The 22,451-nt window shown below is 44.1% G+C and carries 21 protein-coding genes and 1 tRNA gene; 8 read left to right on the top strand and 14 right to left on the bottom strand.

Annotation, left to right across the window (positions count from 1 at the left end):
• Positions 1-11: 11 nt before the first annotated feature.
• From aroC to ACKI5J_RS04695, 6 genes are all read right to left on the bottom strand, one after another.
• Positions 12-1,106, bottom strand: a complete 1,095-nt coding sequence (gene aroC, locus ACKI5J_RS04720) for a chorismate synthase (RefSeq protein ID WP_407427024.1) — start codon at positions 1,104-1,106, stop codon at positions 12-14.
• Between the two features lie 3 nt (positions 1,107-1,109).
• The gene (gene aroA, locus ACKI5J_RS04715; protein ID WP_407427022.1) at positions 1,110-2,399 is read right to left on the bottom strand and encodes a 3-phosphoshikimate 1-carboxyvinyltransferase; all 1,290 of its coding nucleotides are present in this window, start codon (positions 2,397-2,399) and stop codon (positions 1,110-1,112) included.
• Complete coding sequence (locus ACKI5J_RS04710; protein ID WP_407427020.1) at positions 2,399-3,502, bottom strand: chorismate mutase; 1,104 nt, start codon at positions 3,500-3,502, stop codon at positions 2,399-2,401. The genes aroA and ACKI5J_RS04710 overlap by 1 nt, the downstream gene beginning before the upstream one ends.
• Before the next feature lie 34 nt (positions 3,503-3,536).
• Positions 3,537-4,367, bottom strand: coding sequence for a prephenate dehydratase (locus ACKI5J_RS04705; protein WP_407427018.1), 831 nt, complete (start codon positions 4,365-4,367; stop codon positions 3,537-3,539).
• Positions 4,368-4,638: 271 nt separating this feature from the next.
• Positions 4,639-5,703 (bottom strand): 3-dehydroquinate synthase, encoded by a 1,065-nt coding sequence (gene aroB / locus ACKI5J_RS04700; protein ID WP_407427016.1) that lies wholly within the window; start codon positions 5,701-5,703, stop codon positions 4,639-4,641.
• 2 nt (positions 5,704-5,705) lie between these two features.
• The gene (locus ACKI5J_RS04695; RefSeq protein ID WP_106293890.1) at positions 5,706-5,912 is read right to left on the bottom strand and encodes an RNA-binding S4 domain-containing protein; all 207 of its coding nucleotides are present in this window, start codon (positions 5,910-5,912) and stop codon (positions 5,706-5,708) included.
• A gap of 59 nt (positions 5,913-5,971) precedes the next feature.
• On the opposite strand from ACKI5J_RS04695, the gene ACKI5J_RS04690 reads away from it, so the two are divergent.
• Entirely contained in the window at positions 5,972-7,180 is a 1,209-nt protein-coding gene (locus tag ACKI5J_RS04690) for a proline dehydrogenase family protein (protein WP_407427014.1), read from the top strand.
• On the opposite strand, the gene ACKI5J_RS04685 is transcribed toward ACKI5J_RS04690, so the two are convergent.
• Entirely contained in the window at positions 7,177-7,482 is a 306-nt protein-coding gene (locus ACKI5J_RS04685) for a phosphoribosylpyrophosphate synthetase (RefSeq protein ID WP_407427012.1), read from the bottom strand. The genes ACKI5J_RS04690 and ACKI5J_RS04685 overlap by 4 nt on opposite strands.
• Positions 7,483-7,513: 31 nt before the next feature.
• On the bottom strand, positions 7,514-8,152 hold the full coding sequence (locus ACKI5J_RS04680; RefSeq protein WP_407427010.1) for an HAD family hydrolase: 639 nt from the start codon (positions 8,150-8,152) through the stop codon (positions 7,514-7,516).
• A 67-nt stretch (positions 8,153-8,219) separates the two neighbouring features.
• On the opposite strand from ACKI5J_RS04680, the gene ACKI5J_RS04675 reads away from it, so the two are divergent.
• Positions 8,220-8,293 (top strand) — tRNA-Ile (locus ACKI5J_RS04675).
• A gap of 1,192 nt (positions 8,294-9,485) precedes the next feature.
• Positions 9,486-9,914 (top strand): DUF3788 family protein, encoded by a 429-nt coding sequence (locus tag ACKI5J_RS04670; protein WP_407427008.1) that lies wholly within the window; start codon positions 9,486-9,488, stop codon positions 9,912-9,914.
• 242 nt (positions 9,915-10,156) lie between these two features.
• On the opposite strand, the gene ACKI5J_RS04665 is transcribed toward ACKI5J_RS04670, so the two are convergent.
• From ACKI5J_RS04665 to ACKI5J_RS04650, 4 genes are all read right to left on the bottom strand, one after another.
• A complete protein-coding gene (locus tag ACKI5J_RS04665; protein ID WP_407427006.1) occupies positions 10,157-10,642 on the bottom strand; it encodes an OsmC family protein in 486 nt (161 codons plus the stop codon).
• 91 nt (positions 10,643-10,733) lie between these two features.
• Positions 10,734-11,900, bottom strand: coding sequence for a GNAT family N-acetyltransferase (locus ACKI5J_RS04660; RefSeq protein WP_407427004.1), 1,167 nt, complete (start codon positions 11,898-11,900; stop codon positions 10,734-10,736).
• A gap of 75 nt (positions 11,901-11,975) precedes the next feature.
• Positions 11,976-12,812 carry a DUF6597 domain-containing transcriptional factor gene (locus tag ACKI5J_RS04655; protein ID WP_407427002.1) on the bottom strand — a complete coding sequence of 279 codons (837 nt, stop codon included), beginning with the start codon at positions 12,810-12,812 and terminating at the stop codon, positions 11,976-11,978.
• A 10-nt stretch (positions 12,813-12,822) separates the two neighbouring features.
• The gene (locus tag ACKI5J_RS04650; RefSeq protein WP_407427000.1) at positions 12,823-13,683 is read right to left on the bottom strand and encodes an NAD(P)H-binding protein; all 861 of its coding nucleotides are present in this window, start codon (positions 13,681-13,683) and stop codon (positions 12,823-12,825) included.
• Between the two features lie 105 nt (positions 13,684-13,788).
• Here ACKI5J_RS04650 and ACKI5J_RS04645 point away from each other — a divergent pair, with 105 nt between their 5' ends.
• Complete coding sequence (locus ACKI5J_RS04645) at positions 13,789-13,956, top strand: hypothetical protein (RefSeq protein WP_407426998.1); 168 nt, start codon at positions 13,789-13,791, stop codon at positions 13,954-13,956.
• Positions 13,957-13,983: 27 nt separating this feature from the next.
• Here ACKI5J_RS04645 and ACKI5J_RS04640 read toward each other — a convergent pair whose 3' ends face one another.
• Both ACKI5J_RS04640 and ACKI5J_RS04635 read right to left on the bottom strand, forming a co-directional pair.
• A complete protein-coding gene (locus ACKI5J_RS04640; protein WP_407426996.1) occupies positions 13,984-15,537 on the bottom strand; it encodes a pectinesterase family protein in 1,554 nt (517 codons plus the stop codon).
• 225 nt (positions 15,538-15,762) lie between these two features.
• Positions 15,763-17,121, bottom strand: coding sequence for a glycoside hydrolase family 28 protein (locus ACKI5J_RS04635; RefSeq protein WP_407426994.1), 1,359 nt, complete (start codon positions 17,119-17,121; stop codon positions 15,763-15,765).
• 275 nt (positions 17,122-17,396) lie between these two features.
• Between ACKI5J_RS04635 and ACKI5J_RS04630 the strand changes: the two genes are divergently transcribed.
• The 4 genes from ACKI5J_RS04630 to ACKI5J_RS04615 are packed head-to-tail and all read left to right on the top strand — an operon-like array spanning position 17,397 to position 22,365.
• Positions 17,397-18,752 carry a Gfo/Idh/MocA family protein gene (locus tag ACKI5J_RS04630; RefSeq protein ID WP_407427044.1) on the top strand — a complete coding sequence of 452 codons (1,356 nt, stop codon included), beginning with the start codon at positions 17,397-17,399 and terminating at the stop codon, positions 18,750-18,752.
• Positions 18,753-19,775 carry an FAD:protein FMN transferase gene (locus tag ACKI5J_RS04625; protein ID WP_407426992.1) on the top strand — a complete coding sequence of 341 codons (1,023 nt, stop codon included), beginning with the start codon at positions 18,753-18,755 and terminating at the stop codon, positions 19,773-19,775.
• A gap of 10 nt (positions 19,776-19,785) precedes the next feature.
• Entirely contained in the window at positions 19,786-20,982 is a 1,197-nt protein-coding gene (locus ACKI5J_RS04620; RefSeq protein WP_407426990.1) for a Gfo/Idh/MocA family protein, read from the top strand.
• A gap of 3 nt (positions 20,983-20,985) precedes the next feature.
• Entirely contained in the window at positions 20,986-22,365 is a 1,380-nt protein-coding gene (locus tag ACKI5J_RS04615) for a DUF1080 domain-containing protein (RefSeq protein ID WP_407426988.1), read from the top strand.
• Positions 22,366-22,451 lie beyond the last annotated feature (86 nt).

Below are 22,451 nucleotides of genomic sequence, written 5' to 3'. Positions count from 1 at the left end.
CGAAGTGTCGCTTAACGTTGGTAAGCAGCCTGTCTCAAGTAATGATCCGTTATAACCAACGCAGCCATAGCCTCGACAATTGCTACCGCCCTGGGAACTACGCAAGGGTCGTGTCTGCCCTTACCTTTAATTTCTGCAGCGTTACCATCCTTATCGACAGTTTGCTGATTATGCATGATGGTCGCTACAGGTTTGAACGCTACCCGGAAAGTGATGTCCATGCCGTTAGATATTCCTCCCTGAATTCCACCCGAGAAGTTGGTGCTTGTACTGATTCCGGCTCCTGCTTCTGAAGGGCGAAATATATCATTATGTTCTGAGCCACGCATTTCAGAACCTGAAAACCCTGAGCCATATTCGAAACCATGTACGGCGTTAATGCTTAGCATGGCCTTGCCCAAGTCAGCATGCAGCTTGTCAAAAACCGGCTCGCCTAAACCAACTGGGCAGTTCCTAATGATGCAGGAAACCTTTCCTCCAATAGTGTCACCGTCTTTACGCACGCCGTCAATGAGCTCAATCATTTCATTGGCCGTTGCCGGATCCGCACAGCGAACAATATTGCTCTCGCGGATTTCCAGTAACTTTGATAAGTCTTCGGAGGGAAGATTAGGCGCATCTACCCTTCCTGCTGATGAAACGTGAGCGAAAATCTCTATTCCTTTTTGTTTCAGAAAAAGCTTCGCTACCGCTCCGGCAGCTACACGGGCTGCGGTCTCCCTTGCGGATGAACGTCCGCCACCTCGATAGTCACGTATGCCGTATTTCTCCTGATAGGTATAATCCGCATGAGAGGGGCGGAAAATGTCTTTATTGTGGTCGTAATCTTTAGATCGCTGGTCTTCGTTTGGGATGAGGAGCGCCAAAGAGGTTCCCGTACTTTTTCCTTCAAATACCCCTGACAGGATACTCGCGGTGTCGCTTTCTTTTCTTTGAGTGGTAATTTTCGACTGTCCAGGACGCCTTTTATCAAGCTCTGCCTGAATAAATTCGAGATCAATATCAACGTTTGGAGGACAGCCATCTATGATTACGCCGATAGCCTTGCCGTGAGATTCGCCAAAAGTGCTTATACGGAAAAGTTGTCCGAATGTATTTCCTGCCATAATTTAAGAATTGATTGTGAAGCCTGCTTTTTGAAGGTCATTCCAGAAATTCGGATATGATTTAACAACTACTTCAGGTTCCTTGATTTCGAGTTGCTGAACCTTTAGGGCCAAAGGTGCAAATGCCATAGCCATCCGGTGATCTTCGTACGTTTCTATGGTAACACGCTCAGGAAAGTGCAGGCCGGAACAGTCAAGATGATATTGTTCTCCATCTTCCTTCAGCACGACTCCGATCTTCGCTAATTCGTTTTGAAGCGCTTTTATACGGTCTGTTTCTTTAATTTTCAGGGTTTCAAGTCCCGTGAAAGTAGCATTGTGTCCTAGAGCCGCACTGACCACGATAACAGTTTGTGCCAGATCAGGACAATCTTTCAAGTCGAAGAAGGTCCCCCCGGGAGTATTGCCGGTTTTAACTATTTCTAAGCCTTCGTCAGTAAATGATGATTGAATACCGAAGTGTTCCATGATCTGGGTAATCCTGCTGTCGCCCTGTAAACTGCGAGGCTTTAGATAGGGTAGGAGGATTCTGGATTCACGGGAAAGAGCCGCGATAGCATACCAATATGAAGCAGCACTCCAGTCTGGTTCTATGGTAATCTGCGAATCTTTGAAATCCTGGCTGTGGATAGAGATTACAGCGCCCTCCCAGTTATAGCGGATACCTGCCTCTTCCATCATCGCCAATGTCATTTCCACATAGGGTCTTGACGTTAGCTCACCTTCAATATGAAGTTCCAGCCCTTTCTCAAGAGAGGGAGCAACGAGAAGCAGCGCAGTGATGTATTGCGAACTTACATTTCCGCGGATGCTGACCTTGTTAGTTGTTTGTTGGAAATTGGTGCTGAACCTAAGAGGAGGGAAGCCTTCTTTGCCCGCATATTGGATTTCTGCTCCTATCTGACGTAAGGCATCCGTTAGTATACCAATGGGCCGCTGCTTCATTCTTTCTGTGCCGGTAAGCACAGCAGCAGTTCCGGTTACAGAGAGATAAGCTGTAAGAAATCGCATTGCAGTGCCTGCAGGACCGATATTGGCGGTGAGCTCGCCATCTGAATGCATAAGACTTCCGCTTCCAAAAGTTGCGTTAACTTTCCCTGTTTCCAGGCCACGAAGCGCGCCATTCAGGATAACCGTGTCATCAGCAGAAGAAAGGTTGTTCACAACAACCTTTCCCTTGCTAAGTGCATTCAATATCAGCGCTCTGTTACTTTCGCTTTTCGATCCTGTTAGTTGAATCGTACAAAAGGTGTCGGCGTCTGACTTTGAAAGAATTAAAGAATTATCAGACATTATTCTACTACTTTTGTCACGTTCATGATTTCTGTCTGTTTCTTAATAGATTCAGCATGGATCAATTCCAATAATTTAGTAGTAAACTCAGCATCCAGTTTCAGAGCTTTGCCAAATTCAGCGCGTTTATTGATGATCTCATCCCAGCGGTTAAGCTGAAGGATCGTCATATCATTATCTCTTTTATGCTCACCGATCTTTTCAACGATGTTCATTCTTTCAGCAATCTTCTGAATGACCAGGTCATCGATTTTGTCAATCTGTTTACGTAGTTCAGCCAGCTTATCAGATACACCTTTGTCCTTAGGTTCAGGCTGACGAACAGTTAGGTTATCGATCAGGTCAGACAGGGCTGCCGGGGTAAGCTGCTGCTTAGCGTCAGTCCATGCTACAGAAGGATCAATATGTGATTCAATCATCACACCATTCATTTCCAGGTCAAGTGCTTTCTGAGAGATGTAAGGAATAAGCTCACGGTTTCCGCAGATATGACTTGGATCGCAGATGATAGGTAATTCCGGACAAAGCGTCTTAAGCTGAATAGAAAGTTCCCACATTGGCTCGTTACGGAAAGCGGACTTTTCGTAAGAAGAGAAACCACGGGAAATAGCAGCCAACTTGGTGATACCTGCCTGGTTGATACGCTCAAGTGCTCCGATCCATAAAGAAAGATCAGGATTGACCGGATTCTTGATCATTACGGGAATGTCTACACCGCGCAAAGCATCAGCGATTTCCTGAACAGTAAAAGGATTAGCGGTAGAACGGGCTCCGATCCATAGAATGTCAACTCCGGCAGCAAGTGCCTCTTCTACGTGCTTTGCGTTTGCAACTTCTACGGTGATAGGCAAGCCGGTTTCTCTCTTAGCACGGTTTAACCACTCCAAACCGATGCTTCCAATGCCTTCAAACTCACCCGGACGTGTACGGGGCTTCCAGATACCCGCACGAAGTGCAGAGATCTTCCCGGTTTTAGCCAGCAAGTGAGCTGTAGCAACAAGTTGTTCTTCTGTTTCAGCACTGCAGGGACCTGCAATTACCAGGGGTTGGTGTTTAACGGATAACCAGTTTTCTAACGGTTCTATGTTAAAGTTCAGTTTCATCGGATTGTTATTTGTTATATGGTTGATTTAATTACTAGACATGGTCATTTTTGAGATATTCACCCATGAGGGTGAAGTTGACAGTGTATCTCAGCGCCTTGTTGATCGCTTCTGTGTACTGTGCATGGTCGGTCCACTCAATGTCGACATAGAAGTTATACTCATGCCGTCTGCCAAGTACAGGCATAGACTGGATCTTACTCATATTGACGTTGTGCTCAGCGAAGATATTAAGCACTTTAGCCAGTGAGCCTACTTCGTCGGTTGTCTCAAACGACAAGGAAGCCTTGTTTGCATCAGGAATGTCTTCTTCCTTATGTTCGGCAAGGATCAGAAAACGGGTATAATTCTTTTTATTCGATTCTATTCTCCTTTCCAGGATCTCCAGTCCATATAACTTTGCGGCGAGCTGATTGGCGATGGCTACTGTATCTGTTAACTGCTCGTCGCGTATGCGCTTAGCACAGGCCGCGGTATCTGAGCTTTCTTTTACATTCAGGTGCGGATATTCGTCGATAAAGTCGATGCATTGGCGGATAGCGATCGGATGAGACTCTACGTTTTTTACCTGTTCAAACTTTACGCCCGGCAAAGCAAGCAGATGTAGTTGAATCGGGAGGTAGACTTCGCCAATGATGCATAGATGATAGTCGTGTAGTAAGGTATAATTTGGAAGCAGGCTCCCCGCAATAGAATTTTCGATTGCCATCACTACGTAGTCGGCCTTTTTATTTTTCAAAGCTTCACACGTCTGTTTGAATGAGCTGCATTCAATCGTCTCTATATCCTCTCCAAAAAACTTAAAGGCGGCCTCTTCATGAAATGAAGCTCTGATTCCCTGTATCGCTACTCTCTTTTTTTTCATCAAAATACGTATTGTCTTTATGACGATGAAACCAGATGAACACGAACATTGCTGTTTCTAGCGGCATGCTCATATAGTTTTTATGTCAAAAAAAAAGTCCCGGCGTTCGGCCGGGACTTTATATAGTTCTTTATCTCAAAATATATTCGTCCCGTCTCTTACTGATAGTAGTAAAAGTAACCGAACAGATATGTGTTGTTGTTTTGCATTTTTGCTTTTGTTATTCCAAATATACAGTTATAAATCAAAAGGTCAAGACCTAAATGAAAAATTAGCGACCCAACTCTGCATAAAAATTCAGACTCTCGATAATTTGATCATTGGTGAGGTAGATATTAAAGTCGCATTTGCCGATTTCACCTGGTAAAGCAAACCCGATTTGGCCGTTGACGTTCTTTTTGTCGTTCTGCATAAATTCCAGGATGTCGCCATATGAATCTGTCTTCAGGTAATAATCCGGAAACACGGAACGGATATACTCCGTTATTTCTACCAGTTCCTCAGAAGCAAGACCGTTGTGACGAGAAGCCAGAAAAGCTTCACAAATCATTCCGATGGCGATTGCTTCGCCGTGCAGAAGTGCGCGGTTGTCATTCTTAAGTGAATAGGTCTCTACAGCATGTCCGATAGTATGACCGAAGTTTAATGTCTTACGTATGCTTTTCTCAAGAGGATCCGTGGTAACTACAAAGTTCTTGATTTCGACAGAATGGTAGATGATCTCCTTATCTATGTTTAGAGGGTCGGCCTCTTTCAACTTGTTGAAGTAGTCTCTGTCAGCAATAATTCCATGTTTCACAATCTCCGCGAAGCCCGATATGATTTGTCGGTCGTCAAGTGTTTTTAGAAACTTTGACGATATAAAAACAGCTTTTGGCTGAGTGAACGTACCAATGATGTTTTTGATATTGCCCAGGTCGATACCTGTTTTCCCGCCAACAGAAGCGTCCACCTGTGATAAAAGAGTAGTGGGGACCTGAACAAAATCGATACCCCGTTTAAAGGTCGACGCTGCAAACCCTCCCATATCGGTGATGACACCTCCACCTAGATTGATAAGCAAGCTATTGCGGTCTGCACCAAAATCAAGCAGCATTTGCCAAACACCTATGCAGTAGTCAATATTCTTGTTCTCTTCACCCGGGTCAACCTCAATGATGTCGTAATTCTCCAGTGAGGGGATTAATTGCCCTATAACAGGCATGCAATGCTCAGATGTATGGAGATCAGTCAGGAAAAATACTTTGGAATAATTAGAATTGTCGAGGAAATCTTTCAGGTCTTTCAGTTCATCATCAAAGAATACTTCGTACCCGTTACTTTGTATAGGAGTCATATTTATTTCACTAAAATAGTATTGCCGTTAAATTCCACAGTATCGCCGCGCTTTACTTTCAAGCGCTTTCTGTAGTCCACAACGCCGTTATATTTTACTAATCCATCCAAGACAACTATTTGAGCCTCGCCACCAGTCTGAACAACGTTGGTTGCTTTGAGTAATTGAATGAGAGGTATAAATTCACCCTCAAGTTCGAATTCTATCATATAACAAAGTTAAAAAGATTCTTTTCCCAGTTCCGTTAATAAGCATTAATTTTGATGCCATGATCACTCCGTCTGATAATTCTTTCAAGACAAACAACGAACTTCCCGACTTTAGTAACACTCAAATAGCTTTTCAAGGCAAATCAAATAACTTTCTGAACAAATCATATTGGCTGTTCAAAGCGATGAGCAGTCCGGCCATCACTAAGCTGGGAATGAAAATGCTGACTTCGTGTTTGAATGTTGGGCTGCCGATAGTTCCTTTGATTAAGAAGACGATATTTGCGCAGTTTTGCGGAGGCGAAACTGTCGCGGAATGCGAGGCGACTATTGCTGATCTTGCAAAGAACGGCGTGGGTACCATACTTGACTACTCCGTCGAGGGCGAACAGCAGGAGAGAAGCTTTACCAAGACAACCGAGGAAATTCTGGCTGTTATCCGCAAGTCAAAAGATGACAACAGAATTCCCCTGGCAGTATTCAAGCCTACGGGCCTTGGAAGATTTGATCTGTATGCAAAAATAACGGCCAGACAGACGCTGACTGTTGCTGAGCAGGCTGAGTACTTTAAAGTAAAAGCCCGGTTTAATCAAATCTGCAAGCTCGCTCATGACATGGAAGTGCCTGTGATGATCGACGCGGAGGAATCCTGGATTCAGGGGGCGATTGACGATATAGCCCTTGATATGATGCGCATGTATAATCGCGATAAAACATTTATATACAATACTTATCAGCTCTACCGTGCGGATAAACTCGCGTCATTGAAGGCAGATGTTTATTTAGCAGCAACGGATGAGTTTAGTTTGGGAGCTAAGCTCGTGAGGGGTGCATATATGGAAAAAGAGCGTGAAAGGGCAATCGAAAATGGCTATCCGTCGCCAATCCATAAAGACAAAGCCTCAACCGATGCAGATTTCAATGAAGCTATCCGCTTTTGTATGGAGCATATCTCTAACGTATCGTTTGTTTTAGGCACTCATAACGCGGATAGTTGTGCTTTGCTTTGTAATTTGATGCAGAAAGCGGATATGCAAAGGAATGCGTCCTCAGTCTACTTTGCGCAGCTTCTGGGCATGAGCGACCATCTAAGCAATAACCTTGCCTTCGCGGGATATAATGTCGCCAAATACGTTCCCTACGGTCCTGTAAAAGCAGTTCTGCCCTACTTGTTTCGTAGGGCAGAAGAGAATACTTCAATAGCTGGTCAGACAGGAAGGGAGCTTAGTCTGATCGTGGCAGAAAGAAAGCGTCGAAAAATGTCCTAGCCCGGTGTGTTCAGCTTTTTTAACAGTTCTTCTGAGAGGTCATCCGAGTAAACTCCATAGCCGTTTACAAATACACCCTTCACATGGTATTTTTCAGATTCAATTCCATAAACGATGGAATTGTCAGCCGGGTCTGTGGGGCCCTCAAAACGATGGAATTCTGAAATGCTGAAATCTTCCGGACTTAAAGTTATATTATGTTCGCTATTATGGAGCACGCCGTTTGCAAGGTTAAAGTCCAGGGTGAAACCTCGTTTTTTCAAGTCGTTGAGCGCATCGACCATAGTTTGATAGTTTTCCATAGTCGCTTAACATCCGCAAATTCTATTTTGTTTAATGTTTTAGGAGTCCTGAACGGTAAAGGAACTTTTCCAATGAATCGTCGGCCGTCATCAAATGCGTATGCAAGCCTAACTCTTTGGCTGTTTTGAGGTGTTGAGGACTGTCATCAATAAACAGTGTCTCCTCAATTTTTAAGTTGTTATCATTTACAACCAGCTGAAATATCTCTTTGTTAGGCTTTCTGATTTTAACGAGGTGAGAGTAATAGATCTTTTCGAAAAACTGATCGTTAGAGTCTAACTGATACTCCCGCTTTAAATATCCGTGTATGAAGTCCAGATGAATTTCATTGATGTTGCTCAGGAGAAAAGTGCGATACTGATTTTTCGCTTTTAAAAGCAGGTCATGGTTAACCGGAGGAACGCCAATGAGCAGGCTGGTCCAGGCTTTGTCTATTTGATCATCTGACAGGTTAGGCTGACTGGTTATTTCTCTGATCCCTTCTCTGAATTCGGCTGCTGATATACTGCCCGTTTCGAACTGATCAAATAACGAATGATGGCCTGAATGTGCGAAGAATGTCTCAACGTTATGGATGCCTAATTCAGTAAATGAATTTTGTGTTTTAAGGAAGTCAATGAGAAAGATGACGTTACCATAATCGAAGATAATATTTTTGATGTTTTGCATATCTATACTTGAGATTTTAAATGCAAAAATGTACATTTGCCATCGCAAACAGAAAAGTTTGTTAACCGCGCCTATAGCTCAGTCGGTTAGAGTAGAAGACTCATAATCTTTTGGTCCCTGGTTCGAGCCCAGGTGGGCGCACTGAAGTACCTTCCAAACCGGTACAAACAAGTATAACAATATCGAAAACCCTGTAAATACACCCATTTACGGGGTTTTTTGTAGAATTTCAATTCAAGTAAATTCAAAGAGAGTCAATCTGCTCGTTACCAACCGACTACCAGTTTAGAAGGCAAAGCGCAGGTTTATGCCTGCATCACTGTAAATAAAAATGTTTCATCGCCTTGCAGCAATCGGTTGATTAATTTACTGACTAATACGGTTTTTCTGGTAGTTTCTAATCAGAAGGTTAATGCCTATCAGAATGAGATTGCCGAGGTCTATGGCATTAAGAAGAATATCATCTTGATCCTAACAAAACAATTGCAGTCTACATGTTGGAGATTATAGCAAGATATGCCACGCATTCGAAAAACTAGCCGCATGGGCAGAAGCTAATAATCTTTGGGCGGCTTCTCCTAAAATGGCAGGAACCTACCATGAATAATTCCTGTTGAGAAACTACGTTCAGAAGCCTGCCTTGAAGATTTGTCGGGTATAGAGGCGGCAGAAGGTATGTTACATTATACTTAAAAATTAAATATGAAAGAAGTTATTTTTGTTCTGCTGGATCAATGGCTGCTTGGGAAAGTGCTTTACTGAGTACACCTCCCAATATGGGAATAATACCGGGTAGACCTATAAAGTATGCAGTCAAAACCATGTCTATTGTAAAGGGCCTAAGCGTTCGTTAGGGAATTTTCAAGTTGTTCCGGTTTATGATTTGAACACTATCCCTAAAAATTATGAGGCTCTCATACCTATTCGTCTAGTCAAAGAAGCCATAGATAGTGGTAAAATAGCCGGAGGAATTTGTAATGGTTCTGTGTTTTAGGGAGACATGGTTTTCTAAATGATGTCAAGCATACCAGTAATGGTCTTGAATCGCTGAAAGAATATGCAGGTAACATATATACCAATGAACAAGGATATATTCACCGACAAGCAGTAAAAGACAGGAATATAGTAACAGCAAATGGAACAGGGCATCTCGAATTCAGTCCTGAGCTACTACTGCTCCTTGAAGCTGATACTCCAGAGATAATTGAGGAATATACTAATCTTTCAAAATAGGCTTTTGCGAGTTGACCAAATAGCTGTTTTATAAAACAGGTGGAATTGACAAGATTATAATTATGATACAAAAGGTGAATTTTAAAAAAAAACATGAGTTATGGAAGCTGAAATGTTATTGAGAGATGCGAATATATTCCCATCAGGTGAGGTTTTGCAAGAAACACTTGGAGATAACATCTATAGTGTGTTGAGTTCTTTTCTTGAAACAATTACGAGCGAAGAATATAATCTAAGTATCGAATGGAAATTTTACAACGATGGCAAAGCATGGCTCGGCAAAATTACTCATAAGAAAAAAACTATTCTATGGCTTTCGGTATGGAACGGATTTTTCAAAATAAGTTTCTATTTTACAGAGAAGCATCTCGAAGCTATTGATGAATTAACTATTTCAGAAGTTATTAAGGAAGAATTTTGTAAGATGAAGCCTGTCGGGAAATTAATTCCCATGATTATGAATATTGCTCATAAGGAACAAATTCAAGATTTATTGACAGTTGTTTGCTTCAAAATGAGCTTAAAATGAATCCGCGAAAGAAAGTAAAGGGAATCCTATATTTAGAAGATATTGGATAGGAAGAGTATGCTTAAATAAGTGTGTCACGATGCCGTCTATTTTAATGGTTTTAGCCAGCCAGTTATAAAAGTCTTTGCGTGCTTTAACATTATTGGACTTGTTGTTTTTAGGATTCTCGTTGACTCCGAATTCCTTCGGAGGTTTGCTATGTAACACACGATCACCTTCAAGTGAAGTATATGGTTAGAATATTAAACGCCTGGTGAGCCCATAACCACTTCACTCGGGTTGTGCCCGACGGGAAAATTCACCGACTTAGCAATAAAGCATAGCTCATTTGCCCGCTTATGCAATTGATGTGCTTTAGAAACCATTTCCGCTTCTGCGACTGTCACCCTGGGATTAAGCATCACTTTCACAAAACGGCCTCCTCCTGTTGCATCTTCCGCCATTGTACCAATTGCTACGTCTACATACTCCATCACCACCACTCCAGCTTGCGAACAAAGATGTAAGTACCAAAGCATATGACAGCTCGATAACGAAGAGACAAGTAACTCCTCAGGATTATGTTTCGTTTCATCGCCACGAAATGTCGGGTCAGAAGAACCTGAAATATCATTCTTGTTTTTTATCGAAATGACATGCTCTCTGCTATATGATTTATAGTCGATGGTCCCTTTTCCACTGTTTCCCGTCCATGTAACACTCACGGTATACTGATGTTGATGCTCCATAATTATCTGCGTTTTTTCGCGTTATTTTGATAGGTCTTTAAATATTCTAGTCGTCCTCCTACACGAGCTTTATCTCCAAGTAATCGATCTTCTATTTGCTCCGCCTGATCATAAAGCCGTTGTCAATTTTCTCAAAGCCCATTTTTGGATAGTAATCGACCGCTTCGGGAGCCGACAGCAAAATAAGTGTCGTCTGATTCCCGATTCTTTCTCTGGTTAGCGAAATCAGCTCCTGACCAATACCCGACCTCTGATACGATCTTCTTACAGCAAGATCGGACAAATAGCAACAATAGCAAAAGTCGGTAAGCGCCCTGGCAATCCCCACCAGCGTATTTCCGGCCCATGCTGTTATCACCAGGTTAGCGTGTGCATACATATTAGCAAGACGTGCGGCATCGTCCACCGGCCTCTTTATTCCCGAACTTTGGTAGAGTTCTATGACTTCCTTAATGTCCGGTTTTAAGTCTGTGCGGTAGTGAATTTTTGAGGTGCCATCCGATACAAAAGGAGTGAACTCGCTTAAGTCATGGTATGAAAAAACCTTAGTTTGGGGATTGTTTATCACGAATCGCCGAATTATGTTCAATGATTCCATCCGCATCTGTGGGTCATCAGCTCTCATTTCAGCCAACGCATGGACAGGATGCTCACGATCCGACAACTCCGCCCTTAAATAGTAAGCATCTCCTACATAAAACAACCAGTTCGCCTTATACTTTAAAGCAACACCACAATGTCCCACTGTATGTCCAAAGAGTGGGATTAAATATATGTCCGTTTCGGAAACAATAGTGATTCTTCTGGCTTCAAGACCACGCCAAGTCTCCGATGTGCTCGCATAAGTTTTGATCCGTGGACGATGATCGAGTTGATGTTGGAGATAACGGTGGCTTCCTCTTTGGAAATGTTCATATTCTTCCAGCCCAACGTGGACAGTTGCGTTCGGGAAATCCGCCAATCCGCCGATATGGTCGGGGTCCAAATGGCTGACGACACAATCGGTCACTTTTTCGGGGTCCAACCCAAGGTCTTTAATCTGGCTCAGAGCTGTCCTTTTTTCATTAAATTGGAAACCTACAGCATTTATCAGGTTCCGACCAATTCGTCCATCAGGATTTTTCGTATCCAGAAGTCCGATCCCAGCATCTATGAGAATAAGGCGACTCTTGGTTTCCAGGAGTAGACAATGCCCAATAGCCCTCCCGTTACCGGGCGACTGGATCTCTAAACAGTTTAAATGATGTACCTTAACCATAAAAATCATTTTGATGACAAGCACAAAACTACGGGTCTAAGGGCAAATAAAATTGTACTGTAGCGACATTTTAAATCAGTCAAGCAAAATACGGAGGGGAGTTAAAGTTCGTTTAGATCTCTGATAAAAAGGCTGCTGGATTGTCAGTGTTTTTAAGAACTCTTTAGGGGTATAGCCGGAAAAGAATTTAAATTCCCTATTGAAATAGGATTGATCAGTATAGCCCAGTGCGTAGCTTATAGCGTTTAGCTTATGATAATGCTGATTTTGAAGCAGGTGAATGGATTGCTGAAATTTAACAATCCGTATGTAAGTTTCCGGACAAACTCCTATATGATCCCTAAATCTTCTTTGAAATTGCCTTTGTGAAATGTTGAAATCGGAAGGAAGAGACCTTGCAGTAACCTCCACCGCCCGGTTCATAATTTGCCGGATACTTTCCTCTATGAGGTAATCACACTCTTGCTGGACCAAACGGCGAAAGAGAGAGATGCTGAATAAGTCGATAACAGTTGTTACGTCAGCCGCATTTAGCAACTGGTCGTTAAACTGGCTGCCAATCAGACATTCCAAATCGACAATTGAATTAGTGAGCAAGAATGCGTCCACGCCAAAGACACGCTTTAGCGCGGCAGGAAACAAATCAACTCCGAAAATAAAAGGACTGGCAGTCACCTGATTTTTGCAAGGGTTAGTACTCTGCCCATAGACAAATGAAATCGGCAATGGACACCCAATGGAATCCCTAACAGTTGAATGGCCGTTGGAATGTTGAAATATAATCCCGGGAGCACCGTCTGCTAAGATCCTGACTGACTGGCAATCATCGTAGCCTTGTTGCGAATCAGTGTGCCAGAATCTTTTTACTATACCTTGAAGATCAGGCCGGGGTTCTATTGTTCGAATAGACATCTTCGACCTGTTAAGTGGTTTTTTCCCGGACGAGGTAGTCTTCCAAAGTCGTCGGAAGCCTGATTATATCATCCGGCCGTTCAGGAATTGCTGTATTTTCGATAACCGCTCGTGTCATGTCAACAAGGTTAGCCGCTGTATTTTCCGAAAATCCTGCAGATAATAAGGTTTCCTGCCACTTGTCCTGCGTGATAACCTCGGGGATAACCGGTTTATGCACCACCCTTGAAAAAATCCTGGCCACGTCACTGGAGCTGTATCGCTGCGGTCCGCTGAGTTCATAGATATCGCGTTTACTAAAGCCGTCTTTTTCCACCATCATTTTGGCGATAAACTTCGCTACGTCCATTGGCGAGTTCATCTCGATATTCAGGTCTTCCGGGAAAAAGGTAGGCAATAAGCCGTATTGCTCTATCGTGTTCAGGTATCCCAACCAATTGCTGAAATAATAGGATGGCCTGACAAATATTTTCCGGGCTTTCAAACCGTCAAACCCCTTCTCTAAAATTCTTGACATCCGGATGTTTCCGGTATCACCATCGATATGGGCCCCGATAGATGATAAACCAATAATAGTTTCTATCCCGGCTTGCTCAATCGCCTTCCGGTAATTCTCGACAATTCGTTCTGTATCGCCGATTATATCATTTGAGTATTGGTTTTCAGGTGTCAGCAGAAAGACGGTTGTACCGCCCTCAAATGCATTCCGTAGTTCATCTGTATCGAATAGATCAGCCTTTCTGAACTCGATACTTTTATCCTGAAGTCTTTCTGGATTCCGCACGATCGCGCGAATAGGTACATCGTACTTCTTCATATCGTTGATCAGATGTGATCCGATTTGACCGGTTGCCCCTACGATAATATTCATACTTGTTTACGTTTGAAACAGATTTGCAAATACAAAAGCGTGCTGGAAGGTTCGATTATATCATGACTCAAAGGTATTGGAAACCGTTTGCTAATAGCTTGTCATATGACAACTTTTGAAATGAATGCGAAGCTATCATCAGCAAGACGCCTCAGCTCGTTCCTGGTCATTCACAATTTAACGACGCCTCAGAATTCCAGTCAAAAATTCGGTTCATTCACCTCCAAAAAAGCGATTTATTATAGTGAAAGACCTGAGGTTGCCAACGCTTAGATGTATATATATATAGAGAGAGGGTAATCAAAACTTAAGGTCCCCTAAATCCGGTAGCCAGCCATCCAAAATATATGCTGGATTGCTGTAGTTTTTTATCAATTCTGCATCTTTTTCTTTGTCAAGCTGGCGGGATGCAGGATGCCGGCGGCTAACATCGACAGGCTTGCCGTCAAGGGTAGTGCTGTTATATTCCCAGTAACGGATATTGTCGGGGATATCCGCTACCTTTCCCCATCCTTCTGGCACGATCCCGTCAAGTTGACAATCAATTAACACGGCTTCAACATAAGGGTAGGAAAATCCGTTACTGTTCGGCGCACGCGCTATTGTGGTTTTAACATCGCCAATTGTACGAAGTGTGCAGTTCAGCAATACGTTGCCGTGGTTGGATTGCGTGTTCCGGACCCATAGATGGGGTCCATAGGTTGAGACAAAGTCGCAACTATTGAAAAATACTGACCCATATCCCAGCACATTATCTCCGAACCCCTGTATTTTGGAGTTTGTTACATAAATAGTTCCGGTTGCCTGCAAAGCATCACCGGAACCTTCGATATTCACGTGACTAACAATGTTTCTTTGACCCAAGATAAGAAGTGCCTCTGCTTGCGCCGGCTTTTCGCCTAAAGACCGCAATGTCATGTTTGCCAGATGTATCCCGTTCGAATTATGCACAGCAAACACCGCACGTAAACTGTGACTTCCTTTTGAAAGAGCAGGGTCCGCACTCATCAGTCTTGTGTTGAAAACGCCGTTGTTAGCATAATTGATAATCACTTTTTCCCTGTCTTCCCCTAAGAAAGTGATGTTTTCCTTATTGCGGAAATAGATGATCTCGTCATACTTGCCATTTTTTATGAAGATGGTTTTACGTTCGGGATTCTTCTCCGGCAGGAAGTCAACAGCGCCCTGAACCGTATTGAAATCACCTTTTCCATCCGCCGATACTGTATAAGAGCCTGAGGTAAATGATGGTGCAAGCTTCTTCGTACTGAACAACCAATCCTTTTTGCCTTTGAATCCATTAAAACTGCCATTATCAACAGAAAATACATCAGCATCAATCTGTACATAATATGTTTTGTTGTACTTCAGTTTGTTATTATGCGGGCATATTATGGCAGTGTTGCCACGAACGATCACCGGATAGAAATGAAATGCATCTGTTTCCAGATTTCCGCCGATATAGTTCTTCTGGTACACATGCTTGCTGTTTGTATCTGGTTCCTTCACCGTATAAACCTTATCTCCAACGAAGGTATAGACAAATGAGTCGTAAGGTGGCAAGGTACGGGTGTTTCTGGGGCCTGGGGGGATGCTCATATCGAGCATATCGACAAGCTCATCATTCGCGGCGTCATAGATCCTGATCGTCCCTGCATTTTTCAGCATAAACTTCGAAGGGAAAGTCAGTATGAGACGGGTGTCCGGATTAACTTCCTTAGCCTTGTGCAGGGGTGATCTTAAAACTTCGCGGCCTCTGTTTTCTTGCGCTAGTGCGTTTGAGGAGATGAATAAGTACATCGCTAACAGCGTTAACATCCTGTAAGCTTTGCGGGAGTGCGTTTGAACCATCATTATTTCGGGGTTATGGTGTTGATGTTACTTTATAGCCTAGGAAAGCTACGTACAAAACAATTTTGATGGTAGCGGATTGGGTCTCCTGTGTGGCTCTCACAGAAAACAGCGATCGTCAATCAGAAGGGCGGCTGAATGCAGGAGTATGCATGCTAAAAACGCTTCGGAAAAGCCGGCTTTCAGCAACCCGGGGTCGTTACAAACGGCCTTTCCGAAGCGTTAATATTAGAAAATCTTTTTCTTGTTAACAGTAATGTTTTTCAACTTGAAATTCTCAATAATGGAAGTATCAATCTCCAGGTACTTCTTTGCAGTTACGTTGATATTTTCGAAGTTAAAGTTCGACAGTTTAGGTTTGTAGCCCTGTCCTTCACCTTTATCAGTGGAAACGCCGACATTAAAAAAGTTCTCACAGTCCAGCTTTATATTGCGCATGGTAATGTTTTTCCCGTAAGAGTATCCCGATATCTCTTGCCCTTTCATGTCAAAGAATTGCGTCCACGGACGTATAAAAATAAAGTTGCCGATATTGCTGCCCTCAATGTCTTCCACCAGAACATATTCATAGTTCTGCGGTGTGTCAGGACGCATCTTCAGCCAAAGCAAACGCTCCGCATGGTTTACTTTTATCCTGCGCAGGATGATGTTACGATCATGAACAGACTCGCTCCCAAAAGTTAGTGCTCCGTGGCAGTATCCATAAGTACAGTCTTCGATAATGATATTTTCATTACTTCCATTGTTTGGATCTTTGTCTGCACCAGGGCCCTTACCGCCCTTTAACGCTACCGCATCGTCATTTACAGACATATAGCAATTTTTGATGAGCACATTCTTGCAAGCGTCTATATCCACCGCGTCGCTGCTCGGCGCTTTTACAGGTTTTTCCGGCGAGTATATATACAGGTCAAGCAATTTGATGTTTTCGCATTTATACAAGTGAGTCGTCCAGAAAGGCGAGTTGATTAGCCTTACACCCGAAAGCTGGACATTTTTGCTGTTTGAGATATAAACCAGTCTGGGTCTCATTTCGTCCATATTGGTGCATTTCGGATTAAACTGTCGCCTTAGCCAGAACGCTTTCCAGTACCGCAGACCGTTACCATCAATGGTTCCCTTTCCCGAAATGGTAAATCCGTCTAGCCCATCAGCGTTCACCAGAGCGGCAAAGTACTTAAGAGATTGTCCCTCCATGCGGGTCATAACCAACGGGAAATTGCTAATATCATCGCTTCCTTTTAATTTGCCACCTTCTTCAAGGTGGAGGTGCGTGCCTTTTTTGAAGAACAGAGAACCGCTCAGGAAAGTGCCTTTCGGAATAATCACTACACCACCGCCGTTCTCATGAGCCTTATCGATAACATCCTGGATGAGCTTGGTCTGGATAATCGTACTGTCGTTGCTAAGCTTATAATCCGTAATCCGGTACTGTTTTCCTAGTTTGGTGATATCAGTAGGTTTATTTTGCCTGAACCAATCCGGGATAGGTGTTCCGTCCGGAAATACCTCTTTAGCAAATGCGGCGAGGTTCAGCGTTAGGGTAAGCGCGAGCATAAGTGCAAGCCTGAATGTTTGTGTAGTCATTGAGTACAGTTCTTTGGTTAATTGGTCCTGTTCACCTGACGGCTGCAAGGGGATTTATAATTTGTCGTGCAAATCTACAAAATCCCGGCAGTTTAAATCCTCTAACAACAGACTCTTCTTTGTTTACCAAATTTGTTACTTAAAGTTAATTGGAGTCGTTCAGAATATCCTTAATTTCATCCGACTAATAGCTGTAAACCAATAAGCTGGCTAAATCGCTTGCTACAAGCAAGCAGCGCAGCAAACGACCATTTTTATTATAACCTAAGTACTCTATAATGACTTCAAGACGCGAATTTATCAGGCAGGCGGCGGTTGCTGCGGCCGGAGGCTATTTAAGTACTTTGCCATTTACGGCAAAGAGCTACAGCCGAATTATCGGTGCCAACGACCGTGTAAGGGTTGGGGTAGTCGGATTTTCCGATCGGTTCCTGAATTCGCTTTTTCCGGCGTTCACCGCCCATCACGAAAAGCTGAACTTTGATATCGTAGGAGTGTCTGATATCTGGAAGCTACGTCGGGAAGAAGGGCAGGCCTTCCTGAAGCAGAAGCTCGGTCACCAGGTAAAAGCATGTGTCAATAACGACGAGCTTTATCGCATGAAAGACCTTGATGCCGTTATCATAAGTACCGCCGATTTTCAGCATGCTCTCCATACCATCGAGGCTGTTCAGGCAGGCTGCGACGCCTATGTTGAGAAACCGTTTGCAGAAACGATGGAAGACAATTGGGCAGCGCTTAAAGCAGTCAAGGCTAGTAGTAAAATTGTGCAAATAGGGTCTCAGAGGCGAAGTGGTTCCAATTATCACGCTGCGGCTGACTTTATCAAGCAGGGCAAGTTCGGAGACATCACGATGGTAGAGCTGACATGGAACGTGAATCAGCCCGGACGGTGGAGGAGACCCGGCTTGCTGGCAAAACTGAACGAGGCAGATACCGATTGGAAGCGCTTCCTGATGAATCGTCCTTTTGAACCCTGGGATCCCCGCAAATATCTCGAATATCGTCTGTTCTGGCCCTATTCTTCCGGTATGCCGGGACAATGGATGAGCCATCAGATCGATACCGTTCACTGGTTTACTGGCCTCAAGCATCCGCGCAGTGTAGTGGCAAACGGAGGTGTCTATATGTGGAAAGATGGAAGGAGGAATTGGGATACGACCACTGCAGTGTTTGATTACGGGGAGGGAAACGCCGGGAAAGGCTTTCAGGTAACATTCAGTTCCAGGATGCACAATGGTACAGAGAAGCCTGCAGAAATATACTATTCCAATGGGGGCGAGCTTAATCTGAATACCAATCAGATCTCTCCGAACGGAGGACTTGAGCAAAAGCACGCCGAGGCAATGGGAATGAAAGCAAACTTGCTTCCCACTATCAACCTTGCCGATACGTTCAGCGAGGTTGTCGCCAGTGCTAATACAGGAGGCGACCGGCTCACCACCAACCATATGTTAAACTGGATGGAGTGTATCAGGAGCCGGAAAGAGCCTAACGCACCTGTAGAGGCTGGCTATTACCATTCAATCGCCAATGTGATGACAACTGCTGCTGCTCATTCTGGCTCAAAAGCCACATTTGACGAGCAGAAACAAGAAGTCATGGTTGGCGACAAGATTTTTACTTACTAAATGAAAGAGACTACCAGAACGATTCTGCTAATTACAGCTTTATTTTCTCTGACACAGTCTTCGCCGGTCGAAAAAAAGCTGATGCCGAACTTTAAACTAAGTGGTTTTGCCCAGGGAACTACTTATCAGGTTAGTTACTTCGCGCAGGATAGCCTGGTCACAGGAAGCGATGTAGATCTGATTCTTGCCGGCATTGACAGCTCACTTTCCCTTTATAAATCCTATTCTACTATCAGCAGGTTCAACAGCTCCCCATCAGGGTCTAAGATAGACGATCATTTCAAAAAGGTGTTTTTGAAGTCGGCTGAAGTTACCAGGCATACGGGTGGTCTTTTTGATATAACGGTACAACCACTGGTTCAGGCCTGGGGATTCGGTTCTGCCAAAGCCGCGGTAGTACCCGATTCCGCTAGTATAAAATCCACATTGAAATGCGTGGGTGCCGAGAAAGTCAAACTCAACAATAATATCCTTTTTAAATCGCTCCCCTGTGTAAAAATAGATATGAATGGCATTGCGCAAGGATACTCTGTTGATGTAATAGCGGATTTCCTCCAATCCAAAAACATCAATGACTTTATGGTGGAACTGGGAGGTGAAATACGAGTAGAGGGCCGGAAGGCCACAGGGGGCTTATTTACGATCGGTATTGAAACGCCTGACGATAGCCATAACGCTGGCAGGCCGCTCCAACGGATCCTGAAAATAAAGGCCGGAGCTATCACCACGTCTGGCAATTACAGAAACTACCATGCATCGGGCGCAAAGCGTTTTTCGCACATCATCAATCCTAAAACCGGATTTCCGGAAGAAAGTGAACTGATCAGCGTGACCGTGCACGCGCCAGATGCCATCACCGCAGATGCCTATGATAACGCATTAATGCTGATGGGAGTCGAGAAGGCACTTGCCTTCGTTGAAGCTACTGATGACCTGGCGGCTTATTTCATTTATCGGAAGCGCGACGGTACAATAGCAGATACTGCCTGTGCCAAATTTGAGAAACTATTGAACCAGCAATAAACCATAGAACATGTTAAGGCGCGATTTTTTAAAGCAAACAGGAGTACTCACAGGATCTGTTTTATTACATAGAGAGATGGCATTTAGCCAAACAGCCGGCAGTCGTATCCGGGCAGGAGTGATAGGTACAGGAGACCGGGGGAAAGGCCTCATCCATACCATGAACGAGCTGAACGAATCTTTTGAAGTCACCGCTATATGCGACGTGCTGGATTTTCGCCTTCTTGAAGCAAGAAAGATTACACGCTATGCTGCCCTGAAGCAGTTTTCAGATTATCGTAAGCTTCTGGACGACAAATCCATTGATGCCGTTTTTATCGCCACTCCATTAAACCTCCATTACCCGGTTGCGGTGGCCGCACTGGAAGCTGGTAAGCATGTGTATCTGGAAAAAACCATGACCTACAGCATTCAGGAGGCCGAAAATTTGGTGAATCTTGTCAAGAAATACCCCAAACTTACCCTTCAGGTGGGCCATCAATACCGCTACACGCCGCTTTACTACCGGGTCAAAGACATGATCCAAAAAGGCTACCTGGGTAAGGTGACACAGATAGAGAGCAGATGGGACAGAAACTGGAACTGGCGACGGCAGGTTTCCGAGCCTTCTCTTGAACGAAAGATCAACTGGCGCATGTATCAGGAATATTCCGGTGGCTTGGTGGCCGAGCTCCTTTCGCATCAGATGGACTTTGTTAACTGGGCCTTCGATACGCATCCTGATGAAGTCTTCGGAACCGGCGGTGTAGATTTTTATAAAGACGGGCGCGAAACCTGCGACAATGTCCAGGTGATGTTGAGATATGCAAAAGATAACATGATAGGCAACTTTGGAGCTACCTGCGGTAATGCCCGTGACGGTTACCTCTTCAGACTGAAAGGTACGAAGGGGACGATTTCCCTGCTCATGAACGATGCGATCTACTACCCCGAGAAAAAAACGCTTACCGAATTGGAAACTGTCGATGGTGTTACCGGAGCAACGAAAATAGTGTGGAATTCAGATGGCGGAACCCCGATACTTAAGGAGAAGTTGAAAGACGGAACCTGGTACGCTTTGAAAGACTTTCATAAGTCTGTCCATACCGGGCAATTCCCTGCATCAAATGTCATCACCGGCGCAACAACGGCGGTTTGCGTACACCTGGCAAACCAGGCCATAGCACATCACGATATAAAATTATGGAAATCAGAATATAACTTTTAAATTATGACTAATCTAAAACGTGTTTATCTTCTTGCCCTGGGCATTTTGCTTCAGGCAAGTGTAACATTCGCCTCGAATGACGAAGGAGGGTGGACAGATTTGTTTGATGGAAAAACATTGCAGGGCTGGAAAGTTCTCGGTGGTCAGGCACCTTTTAAAATGGAAGACGGGGCTATCGTCGGTACAACGACCCTCAATACCCCCAACACCTTTCTGGTAACCGAAATGGACTATGGCGATTTCGTTCTGGAACTCGACATTAAGCTGGGTGCTGAAATCAACTCGGGTGTTCAGACACGCAGTCATTTCAACCCCAACTTAAATAACGGCAAAGGTGCGGTATATGGAAGGCAGGTCGAGATCGACCCCAGCGATCGTAAATGGAGCGGCGGTATTTACGACGAAAGTCGCCGACAGTGGCTTTATCCGCTTTCGCTGAATACGGAAGCCCAAAACCTGTATAAAGCAGGAGAATACAATCACATAAAGGTGGAATGCATCGGGAATGAAACCAAAACCTGGCTTAATGGAAAGCCAGTTGCCTATGTAATCGATACGATCGATCGAAGCGGCTTCATCGGCCTTCAGGTTCACAGCATCAGTAAACAAAGTGATGCCGGCCACAAGATCTATTTCAAAAATGTCCGCATCAAAACCAGCAACCTGCAGCCTGAGCCTTTTCCTTCAGATATTTTTGTCGTCAATATGCAGCCAAACAGTTTGAGCAATCACGAAAAGCAGAGCGGATGGAAGCTCTTGTTCGATGGGAAAACCACTGACGGTTGGGTGGGTGCCTACAAAACAACATTCCCCCAAAAAGGCTGGGTCGTTAATGATGGAACTTTAACGGTATTGTCTTCAGACGGCGCTGAGTCTACTAACGGTGGCGATATCGTCAGTCGCGAAAAATACGGAGCTTTTGATCTCACGTTCGATTTTAAACTTTCGCCTGGTGCTAACAGCGGCGTCAAATATTTTGTTACCCTACAGGAAAATAACAAGGGTTCTGCAATAGGCCTGGAATACCAGATCGTCGATGACAAGTTGCACCCCGATGCAAATCTTGGGCGTGATGGAAATCGTACTCTGGCTTCCTTATATGATCTGATCACAGCAAACAAACCGGCTCGCTTTCTTCATCCTACCGGGGAATGGAACACTGGTCGGGTGGTGGTTTACCCGGATAACCGCGTAGAGCATTATCTGAACGGGGCAAAGGTTCTCGAGTATGTGCGGGGCTCAAAAGACTTCAAGAACCTCGTTGCTATCAGTAAATACAACAAGTGGCCAAAATTTGGCGAAGCACCTCAAGGTCACATCCTGCTGCAGGATCATGGAAATGAAGTAAGCTTCAGAAGCATAAAAATCAGAAAACTTAAGTAAAACCGACTCTTTGATCTAACCGTATTTTTAAGTTAAGCTATTACTGGCTACACTTAAACGCTAATTGCTCTCGTAAAGCCTCCGTT

It is taken from the genome of Arcticibacter sp., from assembly GCF_045629565.1.
GTDB lineage: Bacteria > Bacteroidota > Bacteroidia > Sphingobacteriales > Sphingobacteriaceae > Arcticibacter.
This window is presented reverse-complemented; position numbering and strand designations above follow the sequence as displayed.